25 protein-coding genes and 1 riboswitch are annotated in these 23,602 nt (G+C 42.1%); of the genes, 4 read left to right on the top strand and 21 right to left on the bottom strand.

Going from position 1 to position 23,602, the window contains the following annotated elements:
- Positions 1-11: 11 nt before the first annotated feature.
- The 11 genes from eutS to codB all read right to left on the bottom strand — a co-directional run bounded on the left by eutS (position 12) and on the right by codB (position 11,424).
- Positions 12-353, bottom strand: a complete 342-nt coding sequence (gene eutS, locus HRJ06_RS00590; protein ID WP_174727147.1) for an ethanolamine utilization microcompartment protein EutS — start codon at positions 351-353, stop codon at positions 12-14.
- A gap of 30 nt (positions 354-383) precedes the next feature.
- Positions 384-1,652 carry an ethanolamine utilization protein EutH gene (gene eutH / locus HRJ06_RS00585; protein ID WP_174727144.1) on the bottom strand — a complete coding sequence of 423 codons (1,269 nt, stop codon included), beginning with the start codon at positions 1,650-1,652 and terminating at the stop codon, positions 384-386.
- Between the two features lie 310 nt (positions 1,653-1,962).
- A complete protein-coding gene (locus tag HRJ06_RS00580) occupies positions 1,963-2,535 on the bottom strand; it encodes a response regulator (RefSeq protein WP_174727141.1) in 573 nt (190 codons plus the stop codon).
- Positions 2,532-3,962 (bottom strand): sensor histidine kinase, encoded by a 1,431-nt coding sequence (locus HRJ06_RS00575; RefSeq protein WP_174727138.1) that lies wholly within the window; start codon positions 3,960-3,962, stop codon positions 2,532-2,534. The genes HRJ06_RS00580 and HRJ06_RS00575 overlap by 4 nt, the downstream gene beginning before the upstream one ends.
- An 857-nt stretch (positions 3,963-4,819) precedes the next feature.
- Complete coding sequence (locus HRJ06_RS00570) at positions 4,820-5,836, bottom strand: ThiF family adenylyltransferase (RefSeq protein WP_174727135.1); 1,017 nt, start codon at positions 5,834-5,836, stop codon at positions 4,820-4,822.
- On the bottom strand, positions 5,833-6,600 hold the full coding sequence (locus HRJ06_RS00565; RefSeq protein ID WP_277874643.1) for a thiazole synthase: 768 nt from the start codon (positions 6,598-6,600) through the stop codon (positions 5,833-5,835). Before HRJ06_RS00565 ends, HRJ06_RS00570 begins: the two co-directional genes overlap by 4 nt.
- A gap of 2 nt (positions 6,601-6,602) precedes the next feature.
- Positions 6,603-6,806 carry a sulfur carrier protein ThiS gene (gene thiS / locus HRJ06_RS00560; protein ID WP_174727129.1) on the bottom strand — a complete coding sequence of 68 codons (204 nt, stop codon included), beginning with the start codon at positions 6,804-6,806 and terminating at the stop codon, positions 6,603-6,605.
- A 13-nt stretch (positions 6,807-6,819) separates the two neighbouring features.
- The gene (gene thiO, locus HRJ06_RS00555; protein ID WP_174727126.1) at positions 6,820-7,929 is read right to left on the bottom strand and encodes a glycine oxidase ThiO; all 1,110 of its coding nucleotides are present in this window, start codon (positions 7,927-7,929) and stop codon (positions 6,820-6,822) included.
- Positions 7,926-8,528, bottom strand: coding sequence for a thiazole tautomerase TenI (gene tenI, locus HRJ06_RS00550; protein ID WP_174727122.1), 603 nt, complete (start codon positions 8,526-8,528; stop codon positions 7,926-7,928). Before tenI ends, thiO begins: the two co-directional genes overlap by 4 nt.
- Before the next feature lie 114 nt (positions 8,529-8,642).
- A riboswitch (TPP riboswitch) is annotated at positions 8,643-8,752 on the bottom strand.
- Between the two features lie 134 nt (positions 8,753-8,886).
- Positions 8,887-10,155: a cytosine deaminase gene (locus HRJ06_RS00545; RefSeq protein ID WP_174727119.1), complete on the bottom strand. Its 1,269-nt coding sequence runs from the start codon at positions 10,153-10,155 to the stop codon at positions 8,887-8,889.
- 3 nt (positions 10,156-10,158) lie between these two features.
- The gene (gene codB / locus HRJ06_RS00540; RefSeq protein ID WP_174727116.1) at positions 10,159-11,424 is read right to left on the bottom strand and encodes a cytosine permease; all 1,266 of its coding nucleotides are present in this window, start codon (positions 11,422-11,424) and stop codon (positions 10,159-10,161) included.
- Between the two features lie 440 nt (positions 11,425-11,864).
- Between codB and HRJ06_RS00535 the strand changes: the two genes are divergently transcribed.
- From HRJ06_RS00535 to HRJ06_RS00525, 3 genes are all read left to right on the top strand, one after another.
- Positions 11,865-12,140 carry a DUF4190 domain-containing protein gene (locus HRJ06_RS00535; RefSeq protein WP_174727114.1) on the top strand — a complete coding sequence of 92 codons (276 nt, stop codon included), beginning with the start codon at positions 11,865-11,867 and terminating at the stop codon, positions 12,138-12,140.
- A 326-nt stretch (positions 12,141-12,466) separates the two neighbouring features.
- Positions 12,467-13,048, top strand: coding sequence for an LPXTG cell wall anchor domain-containing protein (locus HRJ06_RS00530; RefSeq protein WP_174727111.1), 582 nt, complete (start codon positions 12,467-12,469; stop codon positions 13,046-13,048).
- A 9-nt stretch (positions 13,049-13,057) separates the two neighbouring features.
- Positions 13,058-13,681 carry a class D sortase gene (locus HRJ06_RS00525; RefSeq protein WP_174727108.1) on the top strand — a complete coding sequence of 208 codons (624 nt, stop codon included), beginning with the start codon at positions 13,058-13,060 and terminating at the stop codon, positions 13,679-13,681.
- A gap of 285 nt (positions 13,682-13,966) precedes the next feature.
- On the opposite strand, the gene HRJ06_RS00520 is transcribed toward HRJ06_RS00525, so the two are convergent.
- Both HRJ06_RS00520 and HRJ06_RS00515 read right to left on the bottom strand, forming a co-directional pair.
- Entirely contained in the window at positions 13,967-15,448 is a 1,482-nt protein-coding gene (locus tag HRJ06_RS00520; protein WP_174727105.1) for a beta-propeller fold lactonase family protein, read from the bottom strand.
- Positions 15,449-15,642: 194 nt separating this feature from the next.
- Complete coding sequence (locus tag HRJ06_RS00515; protein WP_338421035.1) at positions 15,643-16,647, bottom strand: F510_1955 family glycosylhydrolase; 1,005 nt, start codon at positions 16,645-16,647, stop codon at positions 15,643-15,645.
- A 324-nt stretch (positions 16,648-16,971) separates the two neighbouring features.
- On the opposite strand from HRJ06_RS00515, the gene HRJ06_RS00510 reads away from it, so the two are divergent.
- A complete protein-coding gene (locus HRJ06_RS00510; protein WP_422392703.1) occupies positions 16,972-17,607 on the top strand; it encodes a DUF1541 domain-containing protein in 636 nt (211 codons plus the stop codon).
- Positions 17,608-17,726: 119 nt separating this feature from the next.
- Here HRJ06_RS00510 and HRJ06_RS23125 read toward each other — a convergent pair whose 3' ends face one another.
- The 8 genes from HRJ06_RS23125 to HRJ06_RS00475 form a co-directional block, all read right to left on the bottom strand.
- Complete coding sequence (locus tag HRJ06_RS23125) at positions 17,727-17,993, bottom strand: phospholipase A2 family protein (RefSeq protein WP_242035091.1); 267 nt, start codon at positions 17,991-17,993, stop codon at positions 17,727-17,729.
- A 129-nt stretch (positions 17,994-18,122) separates the two neighbouring features.
- Entirely contained in the window at positions 18,123-18,632 is a 510-nt protein-coding gene (locus HRJ06_RS00500) for a hypothetical protein (protein WP_174727098.1), read from the bottom strand.
- Positions 18,633-18,796: 164 nt separating this feature from the next.
- On the bottom strand, positions 18,797-18,925 hold the full coding sequence (locus tag HRJ06_RS23405; RefSeq protein WP_277874642.1) for a hypothetical protein: 129 nt from the start codon (positions 18,923-18,925) through the stop codon (positions 18,797-18,799).
- Between the two features lie 84 nt (positions 18,926-19,009).
- Positions 19,010-20,032 carry an ABC transporter substrate-binding protein gene (locus tag HRJ06_RS00495; RefSeq protein WP_242035090.1) on the bottom strand — a complete coding sequence of 341 codons (1,023 nt, stop codon included), beginning with the start codon at positions 20,030-20,032 and terminating at the stop codon, positions 19,010-19,012.
- Positions 20,029-20,778: an ABC transporter permease gene (locus tag HRJ06_RS00490; protein ID WP_174727092.1), complete on the bottom strand. Its 750-nt coding sequence runs from the start codon at positions 20,776-20,778 to the stop codon at positions 20,029-20,031. The genes HRJ06_RS00495 and HRJ06_RS00490 overlap by 4 nt, the downstream gene beginning before the upstream one ends.
- Positions 20,775-21,551: an ABC transporter ATP-binding protein gene (locus HRJ06_RS00485; protein ID WP_174727089.1), complete on the bottom strand. Its 777-nt coding sequence runs from the start codon at positions 21,549-21,551 to the stop codon at positions 20,775-20,777. Before HRJ06_RS00485 ends, HRJ06_RS00490 begins: the two co-directional genes overlap by 4 nt.
- Positions 21,544-22,218 (bottom strand): thiaminase II, encoded by a 675-nt coding sequence (tenA, locus tag HRJ06_RS00480; protein WP_174727086.1) that lies wholly within the window; start codon positions 22,216-22,218, stop codon positions 21,544-21,546. Before tenA ends, HRJ06_RS00485 begins: the two co-directional genes overlap by 8 nt.
- A gap of 42 nt (positions 22,219-22,260) precedes the next feature.
- On the bottom strand, positions 22,261-23,535 hold the full coding sequence (locus tag HRJ06_RS00475) for an acetylornithine deacetylase (protein ID WP_174727083.1): 1,275 nt from the start codon (positions 23,533-23,535) through the stop codon (positions 22,261-22,263).
- Positions 23,536-23,602: the final 67 nt, after the last annotated feature.

Genomic DNA, 23,602 nt, shown 5'->3' with positions numbered 1-23,602 from the left:
TAAAACCTCCGTTAAGATTTAGTAATTTCCGAAGGCGTGTACCTTAAAACCTCAGCCAGGAAACGGTTAATCTCTTGCATTGCCATTTGAACCGATGAAACACTGCCAATAATAACAAGGCTTCCCGTGAAACGGTCTAAGAACCCGATTTGAACATCGGCCGCTTTCGTCGCTATATCCCCTGCGATAATAACGGTTTCACTTGGGGTCAAAGTTAGGATCCCCATCGCTCCTGCTTGTACAATTCCTAATTTTTCAAACATATCAGGATCAGGATTGGCGATTAAATGGCTTAAGGTAACTTGCTTCCCTGGCACGAATTCCTGGATAAATCGTTGTTTTTCTTCAGACATTTCTACGGACCTCCTAGATGACTTTCTTAATTATACGGCTTTTTTATCTTCATTCAAGCTGCGCTCTTTGTCTAAATACTCATCTTCACCGATAATGCCAGCAGCACGGTCCTTCTTTTCTAATTCAAGTGCTTTCGGAACGGCTAACCAGTAGGCAAGACCAATTCCAATTATACCAGCTGACAGTTTTCCGATGATAATCGGCAGGATTAATGTCGGCTGAAAATTAGCTGTAAAGGATAAATGATCCCCAAGCAAGAATGCAGCACAGACTGCGAATGAAATATTAATAACTTTATCCTTTGGCGGCATTGAACGGACAAGCTTAAACATCGCAAGGATATTAGCAATCGTAGCAACTAAGCCAGCACTTCCTTCTTTGCTCAACCCTAGTTTGCGGCCCATAGCTTCGAGTGGCCCGCCAGCATATTTTTGTAATAAGTAAACCATCGGAAAGGCACCTGCAAGCATAATCCCGATATAACCGGCTGTCTCTAGTGCACGGAATTGATCAGCTTCATCGGCCATAATCGGATGAAAGCCCCAGACTCCAAATACTGTTGTAAAAACCCCAGTGAAAATTTCAACGATAGAGAATACAAGTACAAGCTTAATACCTGCATCCAGAATTCGTCCAAACCACATAAAGGCTGTGACCATTAAATCTGGAAGGAAATATAAACCTACTGCAATAACAAGAACAAAAATCAGCAGCGGGCTAAGATTTATTAAAATTTGCCCATACCCTAAGGCAAAAAGGTATTCTGCATCACCTGTTGTCGCAATGAAATCACGAAACGCCGAACTTGAAATTGCAACAATCGTGCTGGAAATAAGCGCACCAATTGGAATGGTTAATACCCCCGCCATTACACCAAGTGCCATATATTTATGATCACGTTTATCAAGCATTGTCAGTCCCATCGGAATCGAGAAAACGATGGTAGCACCGGCCATAAAGCCAACAATCATGGCCATAATCCAGCCTTCTTGAGTTTGCTTCAACACTTCGGCTAATTGATACCCGCCCATGTCAGTTGCTAAAATTGCCGTAGCAGCTATTGCCGGGTCGGCACCAATTGCCGCGAAAAACGGACCACATACTTTATCAATAAACCATGACAGATAAGGGATTGACGCCATGATACCGGCAGCAGGCACAAAAATATAACCAACTGAATGTATCCCTTCCATAAACTGCTTCCCCAAGCCTTCATCACTGTTGCGAATCGCGGCGATTGCCCCTGCCACTGCGCAAAACATGATGATGTAAATAACAATATTACCAACCATCTCCATTGTAAAACCCCTCCTAGTTTGTGATGAAACTATGTTAAATGGAAAATGATAGCATCCTTCCAGTGAGCAGCCTTTCTTTCCTTTTTGCAATCATAATACCGCACCTTGCGTCCCATTGGATATAAAGAATAAAAATTCCATGTTGGCGGACTGACCAATGACGTTTTCCACCTGATTTTTCCAATGGCCTGGTTTGTCGCTGCCAGCGAAGGTGTATTCCTATGATCGTAAAAAGACAAAAAGGTGCCTAACGGTTTTAAAATTAACCACCGCTAAGCACCTTTGCTTGGTTTATTCACTTGTGGAAGAGTTAAGCATTATACTTTAAAATAATTTGCTTTGCTACATTTTCCAGAGTAACCTGTTTGTTCATGCTAATCTTTCTCATTTTTCGATAGGCATCATCTTCAAGGAGATTGTATTTCTGCATAATGATCCCCTTTGCCTTTTCGATCATTTTTCTTTCCATCAGCTGCTTGTTCATGTCCTCAACTTGTTCCCGGTAGGCGTTAGCGTTTTCGGCCTGCCTTAGGGCGATTTCTACAGCTGGAATTAAATTTGCCTCGGTAATGGGCTTTACCAGGTAGCCCATAATATTGGCTTGTTTAGCTTTATCAATATACTCCCGCTGGCTATATGCTGTTAAAATAAGAATCGGAGTGTTCATTCGCTTCGAGATAATTTCACTAGCCTTTAAGCCATTTAACTTCGGCATTTTTATATCCATTATGATTAAATCAGGCTTTAGCAAAAAAGCTTGTTCAACTGCTTTTTCACCATCACCTGCCTGTGCAACGACTTCATATCCGGCATCTTCGAGCATCAGTGTTACGTCTAAGCGCACTAGTGATTCATCCTCAACAACCATTACTCGCTTTTTCACGCCTGAACCACCTCCCTTTCTAGTGGAAACAGGACAGTGGCAATAGACCCTCTCTCGGCTCGTTCGATCACAAAGTGCCCAGATAAATCATGCTCAATCATCATTCTGACAATATCCAAGCCTAACGAACTTTTTGAGCTTGGGGAAAAGCCAGCACCATTGTCGATTACTTGTATTTCCATATTATCATCCTTCTGCTGAAAGATAACTTTAATTTCACCATCACTTAACCCTTTAAAAGCATGTTTCACACAATTTTGAATGAGCTCATTGACCACTAATGCCACTGATACAGCTTTATTGGACTGAATCATTTGGTGTGGCCCCGAATAGACAATACGGACTCTTTTATTTTCATGCTCAGCTTCAGAGACTAGCATATTTCCAATTCTCTCAATCAAACTATATAAATCAACATCATCCACACTGGAATTAGCCAGGATGATTTCATAAACAGAGGCAATGCTCGTAATTCGATTTAGGCTTTCTACAAAATGGACTTTGCTTTCTTCAGGAAGTCCTCTTCTCATTTGCAGCCGTAAAAGGCTGGCAACTGTTTGCAAATTGTTTTTAACCCGGTGATGAATCTCGCGAATCGCCACCGATTTAACAATCAGTTCTCTTTCCTTTTCTCTGAGCTCTGTAATATTTTTAAAAATCACAAAGGTCCCTTTTGCACTTTTCAACTGATCGAGCCTGATTTTTTTTACTTGAAAGACCTTATTCAAGAGCTTTCTTTCGCGGACTTGAAGTTCTTCCGAGTCTGCCAGGAGTGTCGCAATACAAGGAAAGTAATTAATTAAATGCTTTCCAATCCAATTGGTTTCTTCACTGACTTCATGGATTAAATTGGTGGCAGATGCATTGCCGTATAAAATCTTCCCTTCGTGATCGATGAAGAATAAGGATTCCTCAATCATTTCAGGAATAATCGGCCGGTTCTCCGCTAAGCCAATAAGAATTTCACTCAGCGTTTCAGTCGCTTCTGATAACGCTTCCATTTTTTGTTGGTGCTGAATTTGTTCACTAATATCTTTTTCCATAATCAGCGTTCCAATCGTACGATCTTTGGAACCCTTGATTGGAACCACGCTTTGATCGACCAGCCTGCCTTCTTGAGTTAACGCGCGATTTAGATACATCGGCTTTCCTGTACTCAGTGTATAGAATACGGAAGGTTCAAAGGCTCTGTATGCAAACTTCCCTACAACCGGCTTTTTGTATACGGGATTAGCAGTTTTAGGAACAGCCTCTGCTACCACAACTGCATGCTTACCTTCTTTTGTAGGGCAATCAATAAAAATATTTGCTTTGTTCAAGTCAGCTATTAATGGTAAGTTGACCGCTAACTCTTTAATCTTTTTAACGTCTTCTTCTGATAGATTGGTATGTAGAAAACAAAGCTGTTCAACTGAGCTGTTTGTCATATGTCTTATCTCCCATCTTGTCAAAGAAAAGACAGAATATAAGCAATATTATAGGGTTTAATAAGGAAACTTGTCAATACGGTGAACAGTATTTGGTAAGCAAATAAGCTTTGTAACGACTGCTGAGAGGGGATTTTGACCTATTAGGAATTTAATTACTAGCGGCTTGCTTGTTGTACTTTTTCGAATCGTCTTAGTTCTTTTACCTGCTCTCTTTCCATCAAAGCTTTTTTCATGATACTGACATATAGTGCGGCATAACTGCCGCTTCGGAATTACACCACGCTAGCATTGCATTTATAAATGAGTACGCATTTTGACTGGAGCGTAGGGCAGTCGACTCCTCAAAAATACCTTCGTACTTTTACGTGGGTCAGCTTGAGAATGCCCAATCAATTGTCAGTGGGAATAGAAAAAGAGCCGTGATCTAATATACGAAAACAACGGCTTTTTTTTTAGTTTATAATTTAAATTCATTTGTGAAATGTTAGGTCTCTCGTCAAACGAACCCCTTCCTTAGTAAATAATCGGGAATGGGGGCGGCCAAAACGGCGGGACTGGCGGTAATCCCCAATAAGGCGGATAAAACCAAAATGGCGGGGGGTAAATAAACGGCCTTATCCTTGGCCGCGGATAAACATAATACCTGTTCAAACAAATTACCTCCAATATTTTTTATCAGTGTATGTATTGAACTGCATATATGAAGTTAGTCCCCAGCGAATATTTTTTAGTCAAGAACCTGATTGACAGTGACCCTATTAGAAAATTTAGATAAAAATTGGATTAGTTTTAACAAATCTATTAAAAAGGAAGAAGGCAGCAAGTTTGATTCCTGCTGCCTTCCTTCTTGATCCTTATCCAACTATCCGATCATAAATTATTCGAGCTTTTGCCGGCTCATTTGTTCCATGAATTAGGGTACGGCCATCTTTAAAAAATACAATTCGATACTCTTCAAAGGAACAAGACAATAAATACGGATTTTGGATCATATCCTTTGCTCTCCCTTTTAACTGTTCCGATAATTGCTCAAGCGGCGGCAGGGTTCGCCCCAGGCCAGGTCTTAGCTGGACAGTATTCCTGCCGCATAGCACATCTGTCCTTGTCTGATTTTCGTAGGATAAATAGGGAAAAGTAGCATCCGTTCCACAGGTCGGGCAAAGTGGATTCCTTAGACTGCCTGCATTGATTTCAGCTCTATCATTCTCCCAAATATCAATGGATTGCAGCATGGGAGGGACTTCATGCCCGTTAATCAGCTTGAGTGCTGAAGTCACCTGAAAAGCTGCAACGATCTGAACTATTGGGCTAATGACGCCAACGGTCTCACAAGTTGCATTTTGGGCGGGCAAATGGTTGACCAGGCAGTGCAAGCAGGGTGTCTGGCCTGGGATAACTGAAAAAGTCAACCCATAGCTTGCAACACATGCACCGAATAAAAAAGGGATTCGATGCTTTACTGCAGCATCGTTTACTATTAATCTTGTTTCAAAATTGTCGACTGCATCAATGATTAAGGTTTTGTCTTTAACTAATTCGTCTATATTGAGACCATTCACATCAGCTACTAAACTATCAACTGAGATTTCGCTGTTTACTGCCTGGATGCGCTGCTTCGCTGCAATCGCTTTAGGCAATTTATTTCTGGCATCTTTTTCTGTATATAATTGCTGCCTTTGCAAATTACTCCATTCGACATAGTCGCGGTCTACAATCATAAGGCTTCCAACCCCAGCTCTTGCCAGCATTTCCGCACTTGCAGTACCCAAGGCACCTGCACCTACAATGAGAATGCGGGCCTTTTTAAGCTTTACTTGTCCTTCTTTCCCTATTGGCTGGAAAAGCTCCTGCCTTGAGTAACGGTTTGTCAAGAAGACACCATCCCCTGCATTGGGCTGCTTGCCTCCCCGTATTCCTTTTCCTTGATTCGGCCTGCTTCGAAGCCGAGTCTCCCTGCTTCTATAGCCATCTTCATTGCTAGAGCCATTTTCACTGGATCTTTTGAATCAGAAACAGCGGTATTTAACAATACAGCGTCGGCACCAAGCTCCATCGCATAAGCTGCATCCTTTGGCGATCCAATCCCTGCATCAATAATGACCGGCACTGAAGATTGTTCAATGATAAACTTGAGATTTAAAGGATTTAATATTCCTTTACCAGAACCAATTGGCGAAGCACCTGGCATGATAGCATGAACGCCAAGATCCTCAAGCCGTTTCGCTAAAACGACATCATCTGAGGTATATGGAAGGACGATAAACCCTTCCTCTAATAATATTTCAGATGCCTTCAGCGTCTCAACCGGGTCAGGCAGAAGCGATTTATTGCAGCCGATTACTTCAACCTTTATCATATCGCAAAGCCCTGATGCTTTAGCCAATTTGGCAATCCTGACCGCCTCTTCTGCTGTTTTGGCGCCAGCAGTGTTTGGAAGCAGTTTGTAATTTGTTAAATCAAGCTGTTCAAGAAAGTTAGGCTGAGATTCTTCAAAAATATTCATTCTTCTTACTGCAAACGTTAAAATTTCTGCCTCGGAGACCCGAACTGCCTCCTTTTGAATTTCAAATGATGGATATTTCCCTGTTCCTAGAAGTAGCCTTGAATTGAAAGTTTGATTTGCGATTTTTAACATATTCATCCTCCTCCTACAAAATGAATCATTTCAACCATATCTCCATCAGATAAAAACAATGAAGTGTATTGGTTTTTCTCAGTAATTTGTTTGTTCAACTCGACAATTACAATCCGGTTTTCAAGGTTATAGTGATCAAGCAAGTCTTTAACGGTGTTTACTCCCGTTGGCAGCTTTACACTTCTTCCATTTAGCTTAATCGTCATTTTTTCCACCTCTTTATACAAGTACTTGCTTTTGTCGATCAATTTTGAAGGCATCTATCCAGTCGTTTCTTACTTCTCTTTCAAGAATCAGGTCCCTGATCATTTGCCCTGTTCCTGGAGCTAACAGAATTCCATTGCGGAAATGCCCGGTCGCAAATAGGATTCCTTTCTCCTCCGGGTGAAAGCCTATGAATGGCTGTTGGTCAAACGTGCTCGGACGCAAGCCAGCCCAAAATGATTCGATTCTCATGTCTCCTGCAGCTGGAATCAGTTCTTTTGCTGCTGCGATCAGCTCCTCAATTCCTCCAAGTGTCGGTCTTTCATCCCATTCATTTTCAATCATGGTCGCTCCGATAACTAGTGTCCCGTTACTCCGAGGGACAATATAGTTATGGTTGTGGAAAAGTGTATGTTTCAATGAAATGCTTTCGTTGCTAACAGATAGGCATTCGCCTTTTACAGGAATCACTCGATGACTTAATCCGAGCGCTTCAAAAAACGTGCTGCTCCACACCCCATTCGCAATGACTACATACTTGGCCCCAATATTGCCTCCAGCAGTTTTGACGAAGTAGCTGGAATCCGCTTTTTGAACATTAAGAACAGGTGTGTACTCGAAAATAGAGGCTCCCATTAGTTGTGCACTTTTGCTGAATGCCCTGCATGCCAAACCTGGCAGAACATGAATATCGTCTCGGATATATGCAGCCCCGTTAATATGTTCATTGACAGCCGTTTCGTTTTTGAGCACTTGAGCTGAACCATGCCATTCAACTGTTGGCAGGTCCAGCAAGGATGAAAGCTGGCTTTTTTCGCCCTCCGAAAAGGCAAGCTTATAAATTCCACCTGATTTAAGTTGAATGTCTATTCCGCAGACATCCACCAGTTCTTCCTGCAGTTTTTGGTAAGCAAGCTGGCTGTTTCTTGCAAAGGGATAGAAAACTTCAAGGTCATCACACTCTGAGTGAGCACCAAGCATTCCGGCAGCTGCACTTGTCGCTTTTCCGCCGACTTGCCCGCTTTCAAATACAGCGACATCTAGTTTTTCCTTGGCTAGGTGGTACGCGATGGAGCAGCCAATAATCCCACCGCCAATGACAGCAACATCATAGTTCTTCATCATTTCCCCTCCCTGCATTTGTCAAAAAATTTCTTCGCCTTTGCAGCCGGATCCCTGGAAGAAAAGATCCCGGACATCACTGCAACTCCATCAGTTTTAACATCCTGAACTTCGCTGACCCGATCTGGCGTAATGCCGCCGATTGCATAGACAGGAATATGCAGTCTTCTTTTGATTTCTGATAGCTCTTCCAAGCCGCGCGGGGGTATACCTTTCTTGCTATTTGTCTCAAAAATATGACCATAGAGAACATAATCAGCCCCATCTGTTTCTGCATTTTCTGCTTCCTGTAAGGAATGAACAGAACGTCCTATTCTCAGCGAAGGGAACCGTTTCCTTACGCTTTTGACAGAAAAACCGCTTGCCGGCAGATGAATATTAGGTATATTTTGAACTAAAGAAAGGTCCAGGCGATCATGAATCACAAGCTTTCCCGCAGAAACATCTCCCTCTTTCAGCAGCTGCAGCAAATAAACCAGTTCAGCAATAGATTTAGATTTTTCACGGATATGTACAAAATCGACTGTATCTTTCATTTTTATAATTTGTGATGCCAGGTCTAGTACAGAGAGCTTGCCATTGGTTACAGAGATCAATTTCAAATTAGGTCACCCCCTTGTTTAATTCTCGTAACGCCTCTATCGTTTTTGACCATAAAAAAACCACTTTCCCAAACAGGAAAGTGGTTTTGTAGGTATGCACCTTTAAAGCGCAAATATACAATAAGGACACTTCCCTACGCAGGTACGAACCTGTTCAGGTTTTGAGGGTTTAAAAGTAACTACTTTTTTCTCAGCCCTTATCAAGGGATCCCCTAGTGAATTATTCATTTTTAATATTGAATACGTTTTCATCCTAACAAAATATTTTGGAACATACAAGAGAAAATAACAGAATTCTGTTTAGAAAGGTTGGTATTATGCAGAAAGAGGCAGCAAGTCGCCCTGCTGCCTCTTTCGTTTACTTATTGAAATTCACAAATTCCGAATCCGATCCTAGTGTAACCACCGTTTCACTTGGTTTCGTCTCAGCAATGATTTTACCGTTTCGAATAGAGTAGCGAACGGCTGCTTGCTTGCGGATTGCTTCGTACTCGTTCTCAGCATTTAAGACAATGAAGTTGGCTGCTTTTCCGATTTCAATTCCATAGCTTTCTTCGATGTTCATCGTTTTTGCGCTGTTGCTAGTGATAAGATCGATTGAGTTGATGATTTGTTCGTAGCCCATTAATTGGGATACATGGATCCCCATGTGCAAGACTTGAAGCATATTGCCTGTGCCAAGCGGATACCATGGGTCAAAAATATCGTCATGGCCAAAGCTGACATTCATGCCTGCTTCAAGCAATTCTTTTACCCTTGTCACCCCGCGGCGTTTTGGGTATGTGTCAAATCGGCCCTGCAGATGGATGTTTACAAGCGGGTTGGCCACAAAATTGATGCTGCTCATTTTTAACAGCCTGAACAGCTTGTAAGTGTAGGCATCATTATAAGATCCCATTGCGGTTGTATGGCTGGCCGTTACCCGGCTGCCTAAGCCTCGCTCATAAGCTTCGGTTGCGACTACTTCAACAAATCGGGACTGCTCGTCATCAATTTCATCGCAATGAATGTCGACGAGTCGGTCGTATTTCTCGGCTAGATCAAAGGCTGTTTTCATCGAAGAAACACCATATTCCCGTGTGAATTCAAAATGAGGAATGCCCCCAACGACATCAGCACCCATTTTTAATGATTCTTCGACTAACTCGGCCCCATTTGGATAAGAATGAATTCCTTCCTGCGGAAAGGCGACAAGCTGCAGGTCCACATAGGAAGACATCTCTTCTTTTACCTCAAGCAAGGCTTTTAACGCCGTTAAGCTTGGGTCCGTCACATCTACATGGGTCCGGACATGCTGGATGCCCTGAGCGATCTGCCACTTCAAAGCGGTCTTCGCTCTATTTTTCACATCATCTGCCGTCAAGGTTTCTTTTCGCTGAGACCATCTTTGGATGCCTTCGAATAAGGTTCCGCTTTGGTTCCACTCAGGCTCTCCTGCTGTTAAGGTTGTATCAAGATGGATATGCGGCTCGATAAAAGGTGCTGATACAAACGAACCGTCAACATTCAGCACCTGCTTGCCATTTTCCTCGATACTGCTCTGTGTGATTTCTGTTATCTTTCCATCATTAATAGCTAGATTCCATAGCCCTTCTTTTCCTCTAAGCTTTGCGTTTTTAATAATCAATGATTAACTCACCTTTTCTAATTCAGTCATGACAGTCCCTTTTGCCTGTGCTTGTTCTGTAAGCTTGGAAACAAGTACGAATGTGATTACTGAGCCTAGCAGTGCGTTGATTGGCGGGATACCTGGAACAAAGTTCGCTCCTGCGATACCAACAGCCCATGCTACTAATGCTACCCAATTAACTGCTTTAAATTTCATTTCGTCAAACTTCTTATATTTCCCGCGATTTACAATGAAATAATCCGCTAAAATAATGGCACCGATCGATGGCAAAGCTGTTCCTAAAAGCGTCAGCCAGCCTACAAAGTTGTTGTAAAGCCACATTGCCGCAATTGTACCGACGATACCGTTAAAAATGACCACTTTGCCTTTAGTAATTTTTGTAATGCTAGATAATCCCAGACCTGAAGCATACAGTGCATTATCGTTTGTTGTCCAGATATTAAGACCAAGCACAAGGATAGCTGGGATGATTAATTTTTGCAGGAACATAACCTCTGAAATATCAGACTGCCCAGTTGCGATTGCACCAACTGCTCCAAAAAGGAACATCAAGGAATTTCCGATAAAGAAGGCAATGACCGTCGTAATGACTGCTGAACGTTTTGTGTGAGCAAAGCGTGCAAAGTCAGGAGTTAACGTTCCTGCGCTAATGAATGATCCGACACAGATGGTTAAGGCTGCTGCCAGCCCGATCGTTTCAACCGGCTGGTACTGAAGTAATCCTTCCAGGCCGCCTGCTGTTTCTGTTGCTTTAAAAACCGAGAAGCTTCCTAAAATCGTAATTAAAGGTACTGCTATAAAACTCAGGATGGCCAAGGCCTTCATCCCGAAGAATGCTGTTACGGTCATCAAGATACCTGCAACCGCGATGAGTAAAGTTGTATCAAGCCCGGTTACTTTTTGAACAGGAAGTGCGAACATTGCTACCCCAACACCGAACCAGCCTACTTGTGTAGCAGCCAGTAAAAATGAGGATAAATAAGATCCTTTTTCGCCAAAAGCGTAACGAGCCAACAAGTGTGTGGATAAGCCTGTTTTTGCAGCGATGTAAGCAAGTGCACCAGTATATGCTCCGAGAATTAAGTTCCCTGCTAGCACAATTCCGATAAATTGCATAAAGGTTAAACCTGTTCCAATTGTTCCGCCTGACCACATACTCGCTGAGAAGAAAGTCAGACCCAGCATGACCACGAGCATTTTCCAAAATCCACTGCGATTTGCTTGCGGTACTGCCTGTAATGGAAAGTCTAAATCTACCTTTTTCATATTAATTCCCCCAATTTCATATTGTTTTTGAAACTGGTACCGAAGAATCCTTCGAGTATGTTAGACGTTTGGAACGAAAAAAGGCTTCTTGCCGTTTCCGACAAGAAGCCTTTCCCTCATGAAAACCTTAAGGCAGGATACACCTCACCTCAATAGTCATCATAAATTCCGCTGTCCTTGTCAGCCTCACGGGACTGAATTAAAGGTACCAGTATTTAATTATTGTTATTATTGCAGAATAAAAGAAATATGTCAATACTGTGTCACATGAAAATTTTGGCTTGGTTGAGTAATTATACATGAATGCTAGTTCACTAGCTTCACTGCTCCACCTTAGATAGCAATCCTGGGAATAATGAACCTTCGTGGCGAATACCTTCTAATGTCAGCATAGCGGCATCAAAAGTCCTTTCCAAATCATATTAAAAAGGGGAATCGGAATGGCTGAAAAAGTTCCAACTAATAGTAAAGCAGTAATCTCATTAACCCTTGGCATTCTTTCAATCTTTTTACCTCTCATCGGACTCCTCCTTGCAGTAATTGGGATAGTCGTCTCGTACATTGCCATGAAGGAGATCAAAAAATCAAATGAAGATGGAAGAGGATTTGCAATCGCTGGTTTGACTTGCAGTATAGTCGGAGTTGTAATCCAGCTCTTTTTCGTATTAATTGCGGTTTTATCTTTTTTCGTTGTACCTTTTAGCAGCTCATTTTAAAAGCACAAGCTTAATGTCACAGCCTGGTCACAGGTTTTTCGAATAGACATATTTTTTGATGCAATAACGAGGATCAGCGATGCAATCAACCCAATTATTGAAGCAATCATGAGTTTCATTGATGCAATCTGCTAAAAAAGTAGATTGTTCCTGGAAAAAGATTTCTCCACACAAAACTTTTATTAAGTTAATCTATGAAATATCCACAATATGTAGAGTTTATCTCAGTTTCATTACAATTTTTACTGAAAATTTCAAATTTCACGTTTACCGAGACTCCGAGTAAGGTAGGGAATTAGTAGACTACTTTTTAAGGAGGTTTTTTTTTGTTAAAAAAATTAACTGCAGCATTCGCAATTTTATTGATGGTGGCCGGAATACATAGCCCGGCATTGGCTGACAATCATGGTGAACCACCGATTGAAGAATTGGAGGCGCAATTTGAGAGCTTTATATTTCCTGAGGTTGAGAATGGCATGTTAACAGACTATGATTCACTTGACCGGCTAGAGCAGGATATGAACGGAATTATGACATTCCCGTTAACGGATCATTATCTGGACACATATTTTATCGAGAGAGATGGAGATGTGGTAATTAGAGCAACAGAAGGTCCTATGCTCGTTGATTTCGATCAAGATTTTACGCTGGAAAAGGTCAATAATGATCATTACAAGCTCACTCAAACTGGACATAATCAATTAAGAGGAGATTACACCATCGAAATTGATTACAGCTATGAAGCTGGCAAGTGGGTCTTTGTAGACAGAATGGACATTGTAGGCACTGAAAGCGGCGGAGAGCTTCCAGACACTGCTACATCAATGCCATTAATGATGTTATCAGGCGGATTATTGATGGCATTTGGTGCCATGATGATTTTCAGAAGAAACCGTGTAAATGGTTAACTTTTAAAAATGAGGAAAAAACTTGGCTTTCTAATTTTCCTGATTGGCACTAGCGTTGTAGCCTGGAACGGGTATACCTGGTGGGACCAGGGACAATCTGTCACCCACCAGGCACAGGAAATAAAACAAGCTCATCCTAGCTGGAACGAACAACAGCCTCTTAAAACGGTTCAATCGGTCAGCTCAGAAACCCATGCAGTAAACGAGCATGCGACCGGGGAAGCAGTTGGGTCGCTCGACATCCCAAAACTCGGCAAAGGCTACCCTGTGTTTTGGGGCAGTGATGAGGATACCCTTACAAAGGGCGTTGGCATGTATGACAGCCAATGGACTGTAACGCCCAATCAGAATGGTCATGTTGTCCTTTCCGGCCACCGGGACACAGTTTTTAGAAACCTGGATACACTTGAGCCAGGAGACCACTTGTATGTAACATACAACAATATTAGTTACGATTATCAGATTCGTGAAACCTGGATAACAGACCAGCATGATAGGTCGGTTATCGTCAGCAAAATGAAACCGACATTAACCTTGACTACCTGTTACCCATTTAACTATATTGGATCTGCCCCGGACCGCTATATTATTCAAGCGGACCTTGTGGCAGCTGATCCGGCTAGCGAAATATAGGTAGTCCAGACTCCCGCAGCAGGCCTCATTCTTTAATGGGCCTGCTTTTTTTGGACTATGTCCCTTTTTTAGGAGAATAAACTTAGGTAAAAGAATTTCACAACTTGGACACAGGTTTATCAATAAATCTCAGTCTTTGATCGATAAATGAACTTTAATGATCGATAAATGAACATAATTGATCGAATAACCTTTTTCAAGGATCTCTCATTCAAAATAACGCCCCGCAGCTTCACCCGAAAATGAAAAAGACGAGGAGAAAGCCTCGTCTAAACAAATTATTCTTTAATTCTCTTTCAGTTTTTTCTCAGCAAGCCAGTTTGCGAGAATCTTAGCATCGGTTTCCGATACTAAACCACTCGGCATCATGCCTTTGCCATTCGTGATTATGTCGAAAATTTCAGTTTTGGATTTTGAGCTGCCAATGGCACTTAATGCTGGGCCGCTGTTTCCTTCAAGATTGGATCCGTGGCAGCTGAGGCAGCTTCCTTTGTAAATGAGCTCACCTGCTTCTGCAATCGAGTGGGTTCCTTTTGAATGGACTTCCTCGCTGGATAGAGCCACATCCCCACCTAAAGCTGAATATGGCACGAATTGAATTTCGTGCGGAACTCCCTCAGCCGGAATCTCGGTAATCAACTCGCCATCTTCCGTATCCCACACTTGTACTCCACTAACAACTTCGCCGCCTAATTGGTAGCCATACCTTTGGTCCATTCCATGGTTCAAAGTCCATAGTTCTCTGCCATCAGGGCTTATGCCAGTATGAGCTGGGATTGTCGTACCAGTCGAATTCCATAATTTTTCATAGGTAGACGTATCAAGCTTGAAAATTTGGTTTTTCCCGGTTGTAACATAAGCATATTTGCCATCGGGGCTAAATGAGATGTGAATTGGACCTTCTTCAAACGCAATTTTATCTTTGATTTCCAGCGTCTCAGCATCAATAATGACAACACTTTTTGCCCCGCCTACCGCTGTCCAGACATATTTACCGTCAGGCGTCAGATTAACTCCATGAAGGCTGCCGCCAACAGGAATGTCTTTTACCACTTCATTTTTCTTCCAGTCAATTACGGTCACTTTATCTTCCTGATCGACACTTACAAATAGGTATGGAGTACCAATCGCTTTTCCGTCCCAATACATAGAAGGTGTAATATAGTCGGTTCCTTTTCCCGTCGGGATGTCCTTGATTTTCTTTTTTGCTTTTACATCAATGACAGAAACCGTATCACCATATTGGTTGGCTACATATAAGTACTGATCATTCGGTGATAACGCAGCGTGATGCCCGCCTTTACCTGCCTGTACCCGCCATAATTCTTCAAATGTGGACGGATCATAAGCAATCACATAGGATGGTTCATCGTAATCAAACCAGCTCACTGTAAACATCATTTTAAAATCCTTTGTAAAGGTCATCGCATGTGTATCCTGAAGGTTAGGGTATTTTTGCTCCGTCCGCTCGAGCTTTCCACCTCCAGCATCTATTGTGGTCAGCATTTTATGATATTTTGCATCGATGACCCAAAGCTTATTGCTAGATCCGCCTCCGACAAAGGCGATACTCTCACTGCCAAGCTTCCCGCCTGCAAGGCGCACCTCGAAATCTTCCATTTTTGCAGCATGCTCACTTCCGTGTTCTTCTGTATCGTTCTTTTTCGGTTCAGTCGCCGCTTTTTCTTCTTGTGCACATCCGCTAATCAATAAACCTGTTGCCAAAGCTGTTAGAATCCCCAGCGTATACCATTTTCTTTTTTTCATGCTTAATCCTCCTAATCTGTATTAACATTAGAATAAGAGGAAAGTGTGCAGAAATTATCGGGAACCGGTGAAAATTTCATGAACACGGTAAGCAACCTCATAATATTGTAATATTTTAAAAAGAGTCCTCTGGCACCAAACCTAAAAAAGGCAGGGAATCTTTAAGGTCCCCTGCCTCTAACTATAGAAATTAATTATTTTGATTTGCCGTCTTCCACAATAATCTCCCAATCACTTGCCCCGTTTACCGTTTGATAGACTTTACCTTTTATCGAGACAAAGGTCAGTTCATCTTCTTTTTGAGGATTTTGAGCAAAATACTGGACTGCATCCTGATTCATTTCGGGAAGATTTATTTCTTCCTCCTCACCATTCTCCAAGGAGCGCTTAATCAGCATAGCATCTCCGCTATAGCCCCCATACCAAAGACTGTCCTTTGAGAAATATACGGCCGTCCCTTGCACATTGTTAGAGACACGCTCGAAGCTTTCTCCTCCATTTTCGGACAAGAATACTCCTTCTCCTCCTGAAGCAGCGACCACGTTGGAATCATCAGGGTGCACAGCGATGTTGATGATTTCTCCTTCAATTCCACTTGCTTTTGCCTCATTCCACGTTTTTCCACCATCTTCACTGTGATAAAAGCGATTCGCCTCCATGAGCGAATTTTTCACCGGATTTAATACAAACAGAGTGTTATTATTGTAGCCGGCTCCCATTGTGTGAAAGTCTGTTTCTCCTTCAAGGACAATATCCTGGAGGGTTTGCCCACTATCTGTGCTTTTCTTTATTCCAAACGGATTTGGAAGGTCAGACCCAGGGCCTGGATGTCCGCTCGTATAAAAACCTTCAGCTGTAGGGCTGAATCCCATATAATCGTTATTCTCTTTCTTCGTCTTGAACCATTCGCCATTTTCGTAAACCTTTATTCCATCATGTGTTGCATAAAATGGGGCATTCTGGTTCCCCACATATCCAATTCCATGGATATGATCGATTTTTCCCGTAAAGCTTTCGAAGAAGTCACTTGCCGCAATCACTCCTGAACTATTTTCTTGAGTTTCAGTTCCGGCGTCTTGTTCTCTTTCCGTTTGCTCAACTTGTTCTTCCTCAACTTGATTCTGTTCATTATCTTGGGCGCATCCCGTCATGCTAATTGTAATGGTTAAAATTCCCATAGCTGCTAAATACTTTATCACTTTACATTGCTCCTTTATAAGAAATACTAATATAACCAAGCTGATCTTTTAGCCCTCGTGTTAATAAAAACTACCATAATTGCTTTTTCTATACAATTAATACGAAGCCGGCATCTCGGGTAAGCCACTTTTTAAGAGTGTCTATTGTCATTATAACTTTTTAATTTTAGCCATAAAAAAAGAAATTAATCCTGCATCAGTTAAAAATATGTATAAAACAGCTTATTCAGGGGAAAAGAAGGGGTGTGTCATTTGGACTTACTCCATAATTTCTGCACATTTAATTGTTATTATGGTTTTAAAAGTAATTAAGGAGGATTTTATATGATGAAGAAATGGATGATGGGAATTATTGCTTTACTTACAGCCTTCTCTTTAACGGCATGTGGTGCTGCCAGCGAGGACGCGAACCCAGACGAAGCTGAAAACAACCAAACGGAAGAACAAGGTACTGACCAAACAGGTACAGAAGAACCTAACAAGGAAGAAGAGGCTGAGACGGGACATGGCGGACACGGTGATATGGACCATTCTGGATCAGGAGAAGTCCCTGAAGGTTTAAAGGAAGCCGAAAATCCAACTTATGAAGTTGGAAGTAAGGCTAAGATCGAAGAAGGCCACATGGGTGGCATGGAGGGTGCTGAAGCAACAATTGTAGGTGCCTATGACACAACTGTTTATGCTGTTTCCTACGATCCAACTACTGGCGGAGAAAGAGTCGAAAAACATAAATGGGTCGTTCATGAGGAAATAAAAGATGCTGGCGAGCAGCCATATGAACCTGGAGATGAAGTCACGCTCGAAGCCGAACATATGGCCGGAATGGGCAGTGCTAAAGCCGAAATTGACACTGCTGAACAAACAACTGTGTATATGATTGACTTCACTCCTACTGATGGCTCAGATAAAGTCACAAATCACCAATGGGTTACCGAAGCCGAACTTTCTCCGGCTGAATAATCATAGCTTTCTCTGCAAGCCTGTTGCGGAACCCCCAAGCCGATTTATGCTTGGGGTGTTTTTGTTTTAAAATCAATCAATGAAATTCTTTTCTTCCCCTGCCATATAAAGGATTCGAGTTACCAAGACCGAAATGCATGTCGGATCCTTATAAAGTTGTAAAACAAAGCGGCGTCTGCTCTTTCTTTGCTATGGGGGTGTACTTTGGTGCGAAGACAGTTGAGAAAAACTTGATCACATCCTCCTGCTGGTCCAAACCTGCGGTAACATTCATCATGTATTTTGCAGCATCCATCGACACTGTTCGTTGGGGCACCTGGTCCTCCACAACCAGGTCCACACCATCTGTATCCAGGAATGCAGAAACCCTTTCTCCTTCTCCTCATATAAAAAACCCCTTTCAAGTTGTTGTACATGCTCTTAATTAAACTATGTACAAATTATTCAAAATGGAAGGGCTAGGTTAATTTTAAATCGTTAAAAATAACCCCAATAAACTTGGGGTTACTCTAATCCTATTCATTCAGAACATGATAAAATTTTTGTAAGGTCAGCTGCTGCATTTCTTTGCTAGCCTTTGGTACAAATTCTGCATTCATCTCTTTTAACAGCCTTCCATACATCATCTGCATGCTTATATCCTGGTGGGACATTTTAAAGTGGACATTTTGGACGTTAGCGTCTTTCATTAGCAGAGCAGAATTAAAATTATCGGTGCCCATTAATTTGGCGGTAGCTCTACCTTCAAGGGTAATATCCTTTTCATATTCAGAGAGATTTCCGGTAACCATTTTTGAGTGAAGATTTTCCATATCAGGCAAATGCACCTTTGTGTTGCGGTCTGGATCTATAAGAGCCAGCATTACTGCAACATGATTTCTTAATGTTTTTATGTGTATTTCCAGCAATTTCTTTAAGGTCGGGTTATGGACCGAAACATAGTACATTTTTAGTTTATTTATAACTCCTTCATGCGTACTCAGATGTTCAGCCATGATCCCGAGATCAACAGCGGGCAAATTCATTCTTGCTCCTCCTCCCTTTCATCATTAATCAGTCTATGCTCAATAAAAAAAAGGGTAACATGCAATCCTTTAATAGGAGATTAGGGGAAGAGCTATTCCATTTTGCAAAAAAAATAAAGCCGCTATAATCGCGGCTTTTATTTTCTGCTTTTAAATTGAGGTGTTTATTTAGTAGCTTTTAAAACATCTTCTATGCTGGCAGATTCTTCGGATTGTGGTGGTGATAAACGTTCTAATGCATCCGCGATTCTTTTTAAATGCTTAACCATTTCTTCAGATTGTTGATCGTTCATACCTTACACGCCCTTCCCAAGTCCAATTTATAATAGGACCTAAGGTAAATATACCATAAAACCTCTATTTAAGAAAAAACTGTTTTATTCTTCAATATCCTCAATCATATCATTGACTTCAGGCGCTGATTCAATTAAACCCGCCTCATACATCCAATCTCTTACTTCCGTCCAGGACTGCTCATCTTGTGAACCAAAGACAGCTCCATCTTCTTCCATCTTAGGCAGCAATATTTCCAGGCTTTGTTTCTCCACTTCTTCATCCAAAGGGAAGTTGGATTCATCCTGATTGTTTATTAATATTTCGAGGGCTGCCTCGGGGTTTTCCTTCATAAATTCATAACCCTTTTTTGCCGCCTTCCAAAAGGCCTGAATGGATTTCTGATCGTTCTTCCATGTTTCATCACTGGTGACAAGTACGATTTCGTTATAGGCTGGCACACCATAATCAACCGGGTTAAAATTACGAGTTTCATACCCTTTCGCCTTTAGCACGGGTACCTCATGGTTTATGTAGGCACCGATAACAGAATCCACTTTTTCCGAAACAACGGATGAGCCCAGTTCAAACCCAACATCAATCATATCTACTTTGCTAAAGTCTCCTCCATCATGTTTAACCATCGTTTCAAGCAGAGCTTCATTCAGCGGAATACCCGGATACCCCACCTTTTTCCCTTCTAAATCCTTCGGAGACTGAATCGGGCTATCTTCCAGCAAAACAATATGATTTAAAGGAGATCGGACGATTGAAGCAATCGACTTTACAGGAATATCGTTTGCGCGAGCAATAATCACATCAGGCTGATAGTATAATCCAAGCGTTACTTTCCCGGCCGCCGCCAGATTCAATGGATCAGTTGGATTTGCCGGGAATTGAATGTCGGCTTTAATCCCTTCTTCTGCAAAATAACCTTTCTCCTGAGCCACATACAAATAGCTATGTACAGCATTCGGATACCAATCCAGCATGATGCTTACCTCTGTTAATGCAGACGGATCACTTTTATCAGCACCTGTTTCTGGGGCAGTCGCATCACTTCCTCCGCATGCTGTTAAAAATAAACTAACCAATAAGACTGCAACAATTCCTGTAATAAGTTTCATCCTGTTTTCCTCCATTTTAATAGGGTTTTTTCGAGCCATGTTACTAATAGAAATAATAGAATTCCAACTGCTGATAGCAGTACAATCGGTGCAAACACTGCTGCTCCATCAAATTGCGTCATCATACGGCGGCTGAAATAGCCCAGCCCAGCTTGGGCACCTAGCCATTCTCCAATTGCTGCACCTATCACGCTTAGGGTGACTGCTACCTTAAGTCCTGAAAAGAAGGATGGCAAGGCAGATGGCACATACAGTTTGAAAAAAAGGTCTTTCTTAGAAGCACCCATTGTAAGAAGCAATTCCTTCAAATTTTTATCGGAAGAGCGAAGTCCATCGAATGCACTGACGGTGATCGGAAAAAAGGTGATCAAAACCGTAACTGCTACTTTACTCCAAATCGTATAGCCAAACCAAAGTACAAAAATAGGCGCTAATGCAATAATCGGTATGGTCTGCGAAGCGATGATAATCGGATAGAAGGTTTTCTCAGCAACTTTGTTTCCGTTCATCCATATGGCCAGGCCTGTTCCAATCAGGATCGAGAGAACCAGACCTATAAAAATGACAAGGAATGTCGGGGGCAGATGATGGAGCACTAAAACAGACCGCAACTCCCATAGGGTTAATGCAATTTCGGAAGGTGCTGGCAGGATAAAACTTTTATTATAAGCCCGGGCACCTGCCTCCCAAATAAGCAGGAAACCAAAGACAAGCAAACTAGAATAATAGGAATTGAGATTTTTCATGTTGCTGTCCTCGGCCGAAGCTCGTCAATTAATGCTTCTTTCAGCGTGATAACATCCAGATTGCCTAAGTCCCTGACTCTCCTTGGCCGCCCCAGCGGCACCTTAACTTCTTTGATAAGTGAATTTGGCTTCTGTGAAAGCACAAAAATCCGATCAGATAAAAATAAGGCTTCATCCACGTCATGTGTAATGAATAAAATCGTTTTACTCAATTTCTGCCACTGGTCCAGCAGCCATTCTTGCATCGTTAGCCGGGTAATCGCATCTAACGAACTAAACGGTTCATCTAATAGGAGAATATTAGAACCGCTAAGAATCGTTCTTAAAAAGGACAGCCGTTGTCTCATCCCGCCGGATAAATCACCTGGATATGCTTTTTCTGAACCTTTTAAACCAAAGTCCATTAATAGCTTTAACACATGCTCCTCGGCTTCATTCTGCTTGATCCCTTTTATTTCTAAAGGGAGCATTGCATTTTCGAAGACCGTTCGCCATGGCATTAACAGATCCTGCTGTGGCATATAACCGACCCGGCCAAGTCTGTCTATTGCCTGCTGGCCCTTTCTGTAAATTTTGCCGGCTCCTGGCTCCTCGAGTCCAGTAATCAGCCGAAATATTGTGCTTTTCCCGCAGCCGCTGGGACCAATAATGGATATAAATTCACCATCATTAACACTGAAATTAATATCTTCGAGAATCGGCACACGGTCTTTAAGCGGTTCAGACTTATAATCAAACGAGACTCTTTTAAACTCTAAAACTGGTTCAATCATCGTGGTGCCACATTTCCTGGTTGTATGCCATTTCCCAAAACATATGTTCATACCGTGTTGTGTTTAAAAAGATCTTCTCCAATTTAAGAAGTTCATCTGGGGACTTGCCCTTGGCCGTTTTATCCAATAAGTCGATGCACCATTTAGCAAGACTGCCAAACTCCTCTGAGCTGTACATTTTGATCCAGTCTCCATAAAGTTCGTGATCAATTGCTCCTGGTATTTCACTCAGTTCTTTGCCTATTTCCCAATAGCTCCACATACACGGGAGCAATGCAGCTACCAAATCTGCAAGTGTTCCATTTTGTGCTGAATATAGCATGTAGTGGGTATAGGCCAATGTTATTGGGGAGGGCTCTGCTTGTTCGAGTTCCTCGCTAGAAATTCCAAATCGCTCTGCATACTGGCGGTGGAGAGCCATTTCTTCATTCATTGTAGAATGCAATAAGGCAGAAAACTTCTCCATATCTTCCACCCTGTTCGCTTTTATGGCTCCAATTGCAAACAGCTTAGAATAATCAATTAAATACAGATAATCCTGTACCATATAAAAACGAAACTTTTCTGGGTCTAATGTTCCCCCACCCATTTCCCGAACAAATGGATGGGCATGGTTTTTTCGCCAAACTGGCTGCAGTTTTTCATATATGTGCTCCGAAAATTTCATTTAGGGCAGTTCTCCTTATTTTCAAATTTGCTAACTTCCATACTATTTTTCTGTATGGCACCATTGATATATAAACGTTAAAACCACCTTAGTATATTGAATTAACTGCTCAATCGACACTTGTTCATTTACGGCATGGGCATGGCGCAGCGTCCCTGGGCCATATATGGCAGCAGGAATACCTGCATCCCCAAACCAGCCCCCATCTGTGACAGTCGGAGAAACATCCACAATCGCCTTTTCGTTTAATATAGTTTCATGAGAATTCACTAAAGAACGGACAGCTGGATGATTTGAATCCACTTCCAACGAAGGAAAAATCTCACCCTGCTCCTCGATCATGGAGGAACCTCCCCATTCAAATGTTGGCGGATTTTCTCTTAACCACAGATCTGCATTTGCAATTGTTTGTATGTGTTGCTCTACCTCTTTCGCAACTTGCTCATGAGTTTCGTTAGGATAAAAGTGAACCGTGATCCATAACCGGCATTGATCAGCGATAAAAGCGGCATGCCTGCCTCCCTCGATAACAGCAGGGTTAATCGTGTTTGTTCCAGCTGGGTATCCCGGATAACTTTTCATTACAGCCCAGTTTCTCTCCAAGTCTTGAAGCCCTTGAATGATTTTCATCATTTTTTCAATGGCACTTGCTCCAAACAGGTTCCCGCCGGCATGAATCATATCCTTGCGGGTAGCATCGTGATATGTTTTTTTACCTTTAACGGTGATCCAGCCCGTTATCACACCTCCTTGACCTTGGATATGTAAATCACTGGTATCGACTACAAGAGCAAAGTCGGCTTTATAGCCGCGTTTGCCGCACTCCAATGTTCCAGCTTCCCCAACCTCTTCGCCGATAACGGATTGAAACGTTAAATCGCCTGGCAGCTGAATTCCCGACTCATGCAGAAGCTGAATAGCAAATAAAGCACCAGCCAGCCCCCCTTTCATATCTGCTGCGCCTCTTCCAATCACCATTCCGTTTTGGACAAGCGGAGTAAATGGATCGGACGTCCATTCCTCTCCCTCATTTACCTCGGCAACATCCATATGACCATTTATAATCAGGCTTTTATACTGGCTGGACTGAACACCTTTGAGGGTGCCAACAACATTAGGATCCCCAGGATAAACATCCCACATATCAACTTCAAAGCCCTTTTTCTTTAAAAATGAGGCGATAAATTGCTGGCCTTCTTCAGTATTTCTGGCTGGAGGTGCAGGTGTTTTAAAGCGGATCAATGTTTCTAATAAATGAACAAGCTCACCTTCACGTTTTTCAATCTCATTGATTAAATCCTTTAACTGATCCTCCATGTTAAATCCCTCCAGAAATATAAAAAACCACTTCCCCATGTAAGGAAGTGGTTTACGTATCCATAAC

The sequence above is a fragment of the Mesobacillus harenae genome (assembly GCF_013343715.1).
Classification (GTDB): Bacteria; Bacillota; Bacilli; order Bacillales; family Cytobacillaceae; genus Mesobacillus_A; species Mesobacillus_A harenae.
Note: the sequence above shows the minus strand (reverse complement) of the source record. Positions and strands in the feature narration are given on the sequence as shown.

Coding starts and splice junctions, on each gene's coding strand:
- eutS (WP_174727147.1), bottom strand. CDS start 353: ATGTCTGAAGAAAAACAACGATTTATCCAGGAATTCGTGCCAGGGAAG.
- eutH (WP_174727144.1), bottom strand. CDS start 1,652: ATGGAGATGGTTGGTAATATTGTTATTTACATCATCATGTTTTGCGCA.
- HRJ06_RS00575 (WP_174727138.1), bottom strand. CDS start 3,962: ATGACAAACAGCTCAGTTGAACAGCTTTGTTTTCTACATACCAATCTA.
- HRJ06_RS00565 (WP_277874643.1), bottom strand. CDS start 6,600: ATGTTAAAAATCGCAAATCAAACTTTCAATTCAAGGCTACTTCTAGGA.
- thiS (WP_174727129.1), bottom strand. CDS start 6,806: ATGACGATTAAGCTAAATGGAAGAAGTGTAAAGCTGCCAACGGGAGTA.
- thiO (WP_174727126.1), bottom strand. CDS start 7,929: ATGATGAAGAACTATGATGTTGCTGTCATTGGCGGTGGGATTATTGGC.
- codB (WP_174727116.1), bottom strand. CDS start 11,424: ATGAAAAAGGTAGATTTAGACTTTCCATTACAGGCAGTACCGCAAGCA.
- HRJ06_RS00535 (WP_174727114.1), top strand. CDS start 11,865: ATGGCTGAAAAAGTTCCAACTAATAGTAAAGCAGTAATCTCATTAACC.
- HRJ06_RS00525 (WP_174727108.1), top strand. CDS start 13,058: ATGAGGAAAAAACTTGGCTTTCTAATTTTCCTGATTGGCACTAGCGTT.
- HRJ06_RS00520 (WP_174727105.1), bottom strand. CDS start 15,448: ATGAAAAAAAGAAAATGGTATACGCTGGGGATTCTAACAGCTTTGGCA.
- HRJ06_RS00510 (WP_422392703.1), top strand. CDS start 16,972: ATGATGAAGAAATGGATGATGGGAATTATTGCTTTACTTACAGCCTTC.
- HRJ06_RS23125 (WP_242035091.1), bottom strand. CDS start 17,993: ATGAGGAGAAGGAGAAAGGGTTTCTGCATTCCTGGATACAGATGGTGT.
- HRJ06_RS00500 (WP_174727098.1), bottom strand. CDS start 18,632: ATGAATTTGCCCGCTGTTGATCTCGGGATCATGGCTGAACATCTGAGT.
- HRJ06_RS23405 (WP_277874642.1), bottom strand. CDS start 18,925: ATGAACGATCAACAATCTGAAGAAATGGTTAAGCATTTAAAAAGAATC.
- HRJ06_RS00495 (WP_242035090.1), bottom strand. CDS start 20,032: ATGAAACTTATTACAGGAATTGTTGCAGTCTTATTGGTTAGTTTATTT.
- HRJ06_RS00490 (WP_174727092.1), bottom strand. CDS start 20,778: ATGAAAAATCTCAATTCCTATTATTCTAGTTTGCTTGTCTTTGGTTTC.
- HRJ06_RS00485 (WP_174727089.1), bottom strand. CDS start 21,551: ATGATTGAACCAGTTTTAGAGTTTAAAAGAGTCTCGTTTGATTATAAG.
- tenA (WP_174727086.1), bottom strand. CDS start 22,218: ATGAAATTTTCGGAGCACATATATGAAAAACTGCAGCCAGTTTGGCGA.
- HRJ06_RS00475 (WP_174727083.1), bottom strand. CDS start 23,535: ATGGAGGATCAGTTAAAGGATTTAATCAATGAGATTGAAAAACGTGAA.